This is a genomic window from Leclercia sp. UBA5076, from assembly GCF_002416465.1.
Classification (GTDB): domain Bacteria; phylum Pseudomonadota; class Gammaproteobacteria; order Enterobacterales; family Enterobacteriaceae; genus Enterobacter.
The window spans coordinates 521,608-529,638 of record NZ_DIAO01000004.1; the positions used below are offsets into that span (position 1 = coordinate 521,608).

The following is an 8,031-nucleotide window of genomic DNA, read 5'->3' on the forward strand; positions in this document are numbered from 1 at the left end:
ATCCAGATTCAAAGAAAAGTCGCGGCGGCAATCACTGCCTGCCCAAAAGCCACCGCCCCGTCACCGGCGGGAAGCCGCCCGGGAAACAGCACGGTAAAATCGCTCAGCCAGAACTGCAGACGTTCGCGCAGCAGGCGGTTGTGCAGCACCCCGCCGCTGCAGACAACGGTGGAAAGCGCCCGCCGCCGGGCATGTTCGCCCGCAAGGGTCGCCAGCCCTTGGGCCAGCGCGTCGTGAAAGGCCCACGCCCGGGCGTTGTCCGGCGCCTGCCAGCCGAGCCACTGGCGCCAGAAGGTGACCATATCCAGCTCGCCGTCGCGCACCGGCATCGTGACCGGGTGGCACTGCGGCGCGGCGCTCAGGGCCAGGGCTTCCAGCCGACAGGCGGCCTCCCCTTCGTAGCTGATCTGTTCCGGGGCGCAGTTGAGCGCCGCAGCCACGGCGTCAAACAGCCGCCCGGCGGAGGAGGCCAGCGGCGCATTCACCCCGCGTTCAATCGCCCGGGCCAGCGGCTGCCAGGGTTTGTTCAGAAGGCGGGCGGCCTCCGGCAGCGTCCGCCACTCGGGGACAAACGCCTGCCACTGGGCCAGCAGGTTGCGCCAGGGCTGGCGCGCCGCCAGATCGCCGCCGGGCAGCGCCACCGCCGGTAGCCCACCCAGCTTTTCGCAGGTGCGGTAGTTCACCCGCAGGCACTCCCCACCCCACAGCGCGCCGTTTTCCCCCTGGCCGATACCGTCCAGCACCAGGGCGATGAGATCCCCGCCGTCCCGCGGCCAGCCGTGTTCCGCCATGCAGGCCGCGGCGTGGGCGTGATGATGCAGCACCTGATGCTGCGGATAGGGCATCTGCTGGCCGAGCTGCGTGGCGCGGTAGCCGGGATGGGCGTCGGTCACCACCCGCTCAGGGATAAACTGCCAGATGTCCTGAATGGTGGTCAGGGCCTGCTGCCACTGACGTTCGGCATCGTCATCATGCAGATCCCCCAGATGCTGGCTCAGCACCGCCTGGCCGCCGCGCACCAGGCAGAAGGTATTTTTACGATCCGCCCCCAGGCAGAGCAGCGACGGCGCCTTTTCAAAACCGGGCGGCAGGGGCAGCGCATCCGGCACAAAGCCTCTGGCGCGGCGCAGCATTTCCCCGCTGGCGCGCATCACCGAGTCGTCCATACGCTGGACGATATCGCGGTTATGCAGCAGCCAGCCGTCGGCGATCCCGGCGAGATCGCGCAGCGCCTGCGCGTTGGTGAGCGCAGGCGGGCAGCCGTTCAGGTTGCCGGAGGTCATCACCAGGGGGCGATCGAGATCCTGCATCAGCAGGTGCTGGAGCGGATTGGCGGCCAGCATCACCCCCACCTCATTAAGCCCGGGGGCGATGGCCTCGCAGAACAGAGTGTGTTTTGCCACCAGCACCACCGGCGCGGCCGGGGAGCGCAGCAGCGCCTGCACGTCGTCAGGCAGCCACGCGGCCAGGCGCGCGGGGATCATCACCGCCAGCGGCTTGGTCGGGCGGCGTTTACGTTCCCGCAGCCGGTTTACCGCCGCAACGTTTTGCGCATCACAGGCCAGATGGAACCCCCCCAGCCCTTTTACCGCCACGATCCCGCCCTGTTTCAGCATCAATACGGCGGCCTTAAGGGCGGCTTCCCGCTCCTCACGCGCCTCGCCGCACACCCAGCTGACCTGCGGCCCGCAGTCCGGACAGGCCACCGGCTGGGCGTGAAAGCGCCGGTCCGCCGGGTTGCGGTACTCCGCCTCGCAGGCCGGACAGAGCGCAAACCCCGCCATGGTGGTGGCCGGGCGATCGTAGGGCATCGCCCGGATAATGGTGAAGCGCGGCCCGCAGTGGGTGCAGTTGATAAACGGGTAGCGGTAGCGGCGCTCGCGCGGGTCGTTCATCTCCGCCAGACAGGCCGGACAGGTGGCGGCATCCGGCACCACCTGGGTGGTCATCTGGCTGTGGGCGCTGGCACGAATGGTAAAATCCATCGGGGTCTGCGCCCAGCGCCAGGGCTGCTCCTGGATATCGTCGATACGCGCCAGCGGCGGGCAGCCGACGGCAAGCTGGCGGATAAAGGCCTGCGCCCCACCGACGAGACGCACCTCTACCCCTGCCCCGTCGTTGCAGACGTCGCCCCTGAGCCCCAGCTGCTGGGCCACCTGCCAGACCCAGGGGCGGAACCCGACGCCCTGGACTTTGCCGCGAATGCGCACCCGCGTGCCGTTTGTACTCATTTAACTCTCCACCGCCTCACGCAGGCGGGTTTTCATGTCGCGATAGGTGGTCTGGGCGTAGCGTTCCGCCCAGGGCTGATCGGCGATGGCGTCGATTTTGACGGCGCAGTATTTGGTTTCCGGCGTTTTCGAGACCGGGTCGAGATTGTCCTGGGTCAGCTCGTTACAGGCCCCGATCCACCACTGATAGGTCATGTACACCGCCCCCTGGTTGATGCGCTCGTTGACGTCCGCCCGGCTGATCACCTTCCCGCGGCGGGAGCTGACCCACACCAGCTGGCGATCCTGAACGCCCAGTTTTGCCGCATCCTGCGGGTTCATCTGCACAAAGCCCGGCTCGTCCGCCAGGGCCTGCAGCGCGGCGCAGTTGCCGGTCATGGAGCGGCAGGAGTAGTGCCCCACCTCGCGCACGGTGCAGAGCACCAGCGGGTATTCATCGTCTGGCACTTCCGCCGGCTTGCGCCACGGGGCGGCAAAAAGCTGGCCTTTGCCGTTCGGGGTGTCGAAGCGGTTATCCGCATAGAGCCACGGCGTGCCGGGATGATCGAGGGTCGGGCAAGGCCACTGGACGTGCCCCATCTCGCCCATTTTTTCCCAGGTGACGCCGTAGAAGAGCGGGCAGAGCTCGCGCATCTCGTCCCAGATCTGCTGGTTGTCGCGATAGTGCATCGGATAGCCCATCTCTGTGGCGATCAGGCTGATGATCTCCCAGTCGCGCTTGACGTTGCCTTTTGGCTCAACGGCTTTTTCAAAGCGCTGGAAGCCGCGGTCGGCGCAGGTAAAGACCCCGCCATGCTCGCCCCAGGAGGTGGCGGGCAGCAGCACGTCCGCCGCCTCGGCGGTTTTGGTCATGAAGATGTCCTGCACCACCACAAAATCGAGGGCCGCAAAGCCTTTGCGCACCAGGCCCAGGTCCGCCTCGGTCTGGAGCGGATCTTCCCCCATGATGTAGTACGCTTTGACCTTACCCTCCAGGGCGAGGTGCGGCACCTCGGTGATGCGCACCCCCACCTGGTCATCCATCCGCGCAGGATCAACGCCCCACGCCCGGGCGAACTTCTCCCGCACCTGCGGGTCGGTCACATCCTGATAGCCGGGGAACTGGTTGGGTATGACACCCATGTCGCAGGCCCCCTGGACGTTGTTCTGACCGCGCACCGGGCCGACGCCGCAGTGTTCGCGCCCGAGGTTGCCGGTGAGCAGCGCCAGCGTCGAGAGCCCTTTCACCACGTCCACCGCCTGCCCGAACTGGGTGACGCCCATCCCCCACATCACGGTGGCGGACGGCGCGGCGGCGTAGATGCGCATCGCATCCCGGATCTGCCGGGCGCTGACGCCGGTAATGCCCTCGACGTTTTCCGGGGCGTACTCGCGCACCGTCTCGCGCAGCCTCTCCAGCCCGTCGGTGTAGCGCGCCACGTAGTCGCTGTTGTAGAGGTTCTCTTCCAGCAGCGTATAAATGAAGGCGTTCACCAGCGCCATATTGCAGCCGTTGTTGATCTGCAGATGGCGGTCGGCGATGCGCGCGGTTTCGATTTTGCGCGGATCGCAGACGATCACCTTCGCGCCGTGCTGTTTCGCCTTAATCACCCGCCGGGCGACGATCGGGTGCGAGTCGGCGCAGTTGTAGCCGAAGATCAGCAGACATTTTGAGTGCTCGATATCGCTGATGGAGTTGCTCATCGCCCCGTTGCCGAGCGTCTCCTGCAGCCCGGCCACGCTCGGGCCGTGACACACCCGGGCGCAGCAGTCGACGTTGTTGGTGTTGAGCACCCCGCGGGCAAACTTCTGCATCACGTAGTTGGTTTCGTTCCCCGTCCCGCGGGACGAGCCGGTGGTCATGATGGCCCGCGGGCCATACTTCGCCTTGATCTCCCCCAGCCGCTTCGCGGTATAGCGTATGGCCTCCTCCCAGGAGACCGGCACAAACTTGCCGCCCTTCTGGTAGCGGATCATCGGCTGCGTGAGGCGCGGCGTCAGGATGCGGGTGTCGTTGAGAAAGTCCCAGCCGTAATAGCCCTTCAGGCACAGCTGGTTCTGGTTGGTCACCCCCTCTGCCGCTTCGGCGCGGACGATCTTATTGTTCTCAACGACGAGTTTTAATTTGCAGCCCGCACCGCAGTAAGGGCAAACGCTGGTGATTTTTTTCATCAGTAACAGACCTGCTAAAAGTGAAAAGAGAAAATGCTTACAGCATCATGGAAGAGACAGTGTCCAGCGCCGCCCGACGGCGTTTCTCCTGGCTCAGCTGCTCAAGTTTTTGCCTGTCGATGCAGACAATGGCGTTGGTCGGACAGGCCTGCACGCAGGCCGGACCGTCCGGCTGGTGGTAGCAGAGGTCGCACTTATTGGCTTCGGCCTTCTCCGACATCACGTTCAGCCCGCTACCGATGCTGCGCACAACCGGACGCAGGACCACTTCCATCGCGCCGTATGGGCAGGCGACCACGCAGGTTTTGCAGCCGATGCAGCGCTCCTGGTGGACGTGAACAAAATCGTTATCGCGAGCGATCGCCCCATTCGGGCAGACGGTGGCGCAGGGGGCATCTTCGCACTGGCGGCACATAGTGGCGGTGGAGACGTTGACGCCTTTGATGACGTGAATACGCGGCAGGAAGTTCTGCGGGGTTAGCGAGGCGCAGTCCTGGGTGTCGTGGTGGGACACCACGCAGGCCACTTCACAGGTACGACAGCCGATGCATTTGCTGGCATCGGCAATGATAAAGCGATTCATCCTTTAACTCCGGCTAGGTAATAAGCGGGATGGGGTATGCATAAATCGCGCCAGAAATTATGATGTTGAATTTAAAGGGGTTTAGTGTGGGATGTTGATGTCATCGTCAGAAGTGACGATGACAGAATTGCACTTTTACTTAGAATGATGAACTCGCTCATGCACAGCATCGATCATTCCATGAGTCACGGTAGATAATATTCCCATCTGTATATTTCCAAGTGATCGCCTCGTAACGTAACTCCAGCGTTTCAAGATGAGTACTACTCATTCCATTCGGAGCCAGATAGGGTGCAACAGTTGTAAATTTCACATTCTCCAGAATGATATTAAAATATTCAGCCTCAATACCTGAATCAACGATTCTGTACATCTTAATTGTGGCTTTCTTCATCGTTCTTCCTTCACATACTGCCCGATAAAGAAGAGGCGTGGTCCGGTCGAACTCTTTTACTATAGTGACGGGGCGATGGACACGCGTCCCGGTAAGCTTTCCCAGATTCGGATCCACCGGAATGGTGACACCGTGGGAGAACGACTTAAGCTCAATTGAGCCTAACCGTAGCGGCATAATACAGCCACCTACAACTGGAGAGCCATTTTCATCTTCAAGCCATAAATGGGCGGGTGTAGACATATAACGTCCTTATTATTTCAAAAATTTAAATTGAGCTTTACCACTTAATGAAAATCAGAACAACTAAAAAAAACACAGGTATAGGCCATAAAGGACCGTTTGGAAAAAAATGTATCAGCACCAATGCGAACAATATTGTTAAAATGGACGGGCCATAGTCGGCAAGTAAAGACCTAAACATCCGCCTGAATATCCTGTATATAATATTCATCATTATCTAATCATCTTAGTGATGAGCTCGGCTATGTCGCTATCCGATGTTGAATGAGAGAATGCTCCGGCTCGTTCAAATAATGGTTCTACCAGGAAATACATCATTTCAAGCTCCCGTGAGTACAACGCTGCGTAATAGGCTGGAGAGACATATTTCAGACGTTGCGCACTGTCAGCCGCTCTCTGAATAACTCCATATATACCCGCAACGGCAACAACCCCTCCGGCCTTGCGGCCGACCAAAGCACTCATTTCAAGCCTCAGGTTCATTCCAATAGCGACGCAGTAAGCGACCGCTAACGCGAACCCTGCGTTGGTAAAAGAACTTGCAGCTATATAAACATTTGCCGCCATTAACTTATTCTTGATGTTCTCTAACTGTTCTGACGTTTTGTACTGAAATATCTGCTCAAAATAAATACGAAGCATTTCATAAGCAATATTATTATTCTGAAAGAGGTGAACAACGCCATTTTTAAAACGAATATCTTCACTCTTTTGGTTTCTACATACATCCTGATAATCATCAGTAAAACAGGATGTGTAATAAAGGGCTCGTTTAGCACCGGCGCCTATAGTTTCTATCTGCCTTGAAACCACTTCTCTAACGCCTGTTAGTGCACGATCGAGCTTTAACGCAAGAATATTGTTTGCTTGTAAATAGCTAATAACGTCATTGTTATAATTCATAGCCGCCCTGGCAATTTAGCTTAAGTCAACCCAGCGAGTATAAGAGGTAAAATTTAATGAGTAAATAAGCAAACTACATTTTGCATCTAATAAGTTCATATAAGAACTTTTAAACGTTCTGGGTAATAGTTATGGCATTTATAGGAGCTGTCATCGACATAAGTAACGACGTCAGTTTTGATGTTTTCGCTGTAGGTGTTGAAGGGGCGGGAAATACCATTTTCATGAGAAGCAACTGCATTCGTATCGTAGACCGGGCAAGCGTAGCGCCCCCGGCATGGTTTTCTGGAAGGCGCCTCGCAACCTCTGAAGTAACCTTATGTAATTCATGGTTAACGCTTTTATTCCTGTTATCGGGCTCGTAAAGTGGTTGCGTTGCGGCACATCCGCAACCGGGCGTAGGAACCCGTTAGCATGTATCGACATTCACTATGTCGTGGCAGCGTTTATCCCGTTACAATCACGGTGGCGCTGGCGGAGCAGCCGAAAGGCTGGCCGTTTTCTATGTGCGCGGTATTCCTACCTCCGTCAGCGCTGCCTCCCTCGAGCGTAGGAACTCATAGGGTGGCTAATTTAAATAGCATGTAGAGGATGTCGTTATGACTACTATCCCAACCCTGACTTATCCGCAATCTGACGAACAGGTTATTCCCCCTTCCCTGACTATGCCGCTTTCTGCTGCTGCGGATCTCTTTGAGGTCGCCGATCGCTGCGCCGCACTGGTGAGCGTATTGATCGAAACGGATGACAGTGCATCCCGCACTGCGCTCTATGAAGGTCTGCTGCGCGCCCTGCAACAGCTGCGTGAACGCTGTGATGCTGCACTCCCACCGCACCTAATAGCACAGCTGATCCAGGGGGAAACACTTACCTCCTGTATGCCGGACTGCTGGCAGGAAACCGCGCCCCAGGTGGATTATGCGCTGGCTTTGGTGCAGGCAATTCTGGGTGGAACGTTGCCCGCAAGTGTCGAGAAAGAACTGGCGGGGCTGCTGCACGATCTGGTCTGGCTGCTTAATGAGTTTGTGAAGGAGCCGTATATAACGGTGCATTGAGTTCAAGTGATAGTCGGTGAATGAGATCTGATTTCAGGTTTTATAAGGGGCTGTGACAGGCCCCTGAATGTGTTTGAGGGTGAGGTTGGTGTTGGGGTTTGTGATGGTCGATTTTATAAGCTAGCAACATAGGCGGTTGCATATGAGAAACAATGAATGTCTGCTAAGAGCGAAAAGCGGACGCCCGCATAGCGTAAACAGGCGTCCGATATTTTGAAGTGGGTAGATTAATTAACCCGCTTCCCCGTTTTGTCAATGACCGTCTCGCCATCCTCTTTGATAAACGCTCCTTTCTGGCCTTCCGGTAGAATATCCAGCACTATTTCTGAAGGGCGGCAAAGACGAGTGCCAAGCGGCGTAACGACAATCGGCCGATTAATCAGGATCGGATGTTGAAGCATGAAATCAATCAACTGCTCATCACTAAATTTCTCTTCATCAAGACCCAAGTGTTCATAAGGCTCAACATTC

The 8,031-nt window shown here is 57.9% G+C and carries 7 protein-coding genes; 1 reads left to right on the forward strand and 6 read right to left on the reverse strand.

What is annotated here, in order from left to right; translation table 11 throughout:
* Window positions 1–8: 8 nt before the first annotated feature.
* The 5 genes from hypF to B3X29_RS06125 all read right to left on the reverse strand — a co-directional run bounded on the left by hypF (window position 9) and on the right by B3X29_RS06125 (window position 6,505).
* Window positions 9–2,231: a carbamoyltransferase HypF gene (gene hypF, locus B3X29_RS06105; RefSeq protein ID WP_159339317.1), complete on the reverse strand. Its 2,223-nt coding sequence runs from the start codon at window positions 2,229–2,231 to the stop codon at window positions 9–11.
* The gene (gene fdhF / locus B3X29_RS06110) at window positions 2,232–4,382 is read right to left on the reverse strand and encodes a formate dehydrogenase subunit alpha (RefSeq protein ID WP_156654064.1); all 2,151 of its coding nucleotides are present in this window, start codon (window positions 4,380–4,382) and stop codon (window positions 2,232–2,234) included. It abuts the gene before it with no gap.
* Between the two features lie 37 nt (window positions 4,383–4,419).
* Window positions 4,420–4,965: an electron transport protein HydN gene (hydN, locus tag B3X29_RS06115; protein WP_103178612.1), complete on the reverse strand. Its 546-nt coding sequence runs from the start codon at window positions 4,963–4,965 to the stop codon at window positions 4,420–4,422.
* A gap of 157 nt (window positions 4,966–5,122) precedes the next feature.
* A complete protein-coding gene (locus tag B3X29_RS06120) occupies window positions 5,123–5,602 on the reverse strand; it encodes an Hcp family type VI secretion system effector (RefSeq protein WP_103178611.1) in 480 nt (159 codons plus the stop codon).
* Window positions 5,603–5,815: 213 nt separating this feature from the next.
* A complete protein-coding gene (locus B3X29_RS06125) occupies window positions 5,816–6,505 on the reverse strand; it encodes a hypothetical protein (protein WP_156654062.1) in 690 nt (229 codons plus the stop codon).
* 599 nt (window positions 6,506–7,104) lie between these two features.
* Between B3X29_RS06125 and B3X29_RS06130 the strand changes: the two genes are divergently transcribed.
* Window positions 7,105–7,560 carry a hypothetical protein gene (locus B3X29_RS06130; protein WP_103178609.1) on the forward strand — a complete coding sequence of 152 codons (456 nt, stop codon included), beginning with the start codon at window positions 7,105–7,107 and terminating at the stop codon, window positions 7,558–7,560.
* A gap of 227 nt (window positions 7,561–7,787) precedes the next feature.
* Here B3X29_RS06130 and B3X29_RS06135 read toward each other — a convergent pair.
* Window positions 7,788–8,031 (reverse strand): ArsC/Spx/MgsR family protein (locus B3X29_RS06135; protein ID WP_290512973.1); only part of this gene is annotated, 244 nt, incomplete at its 5' end.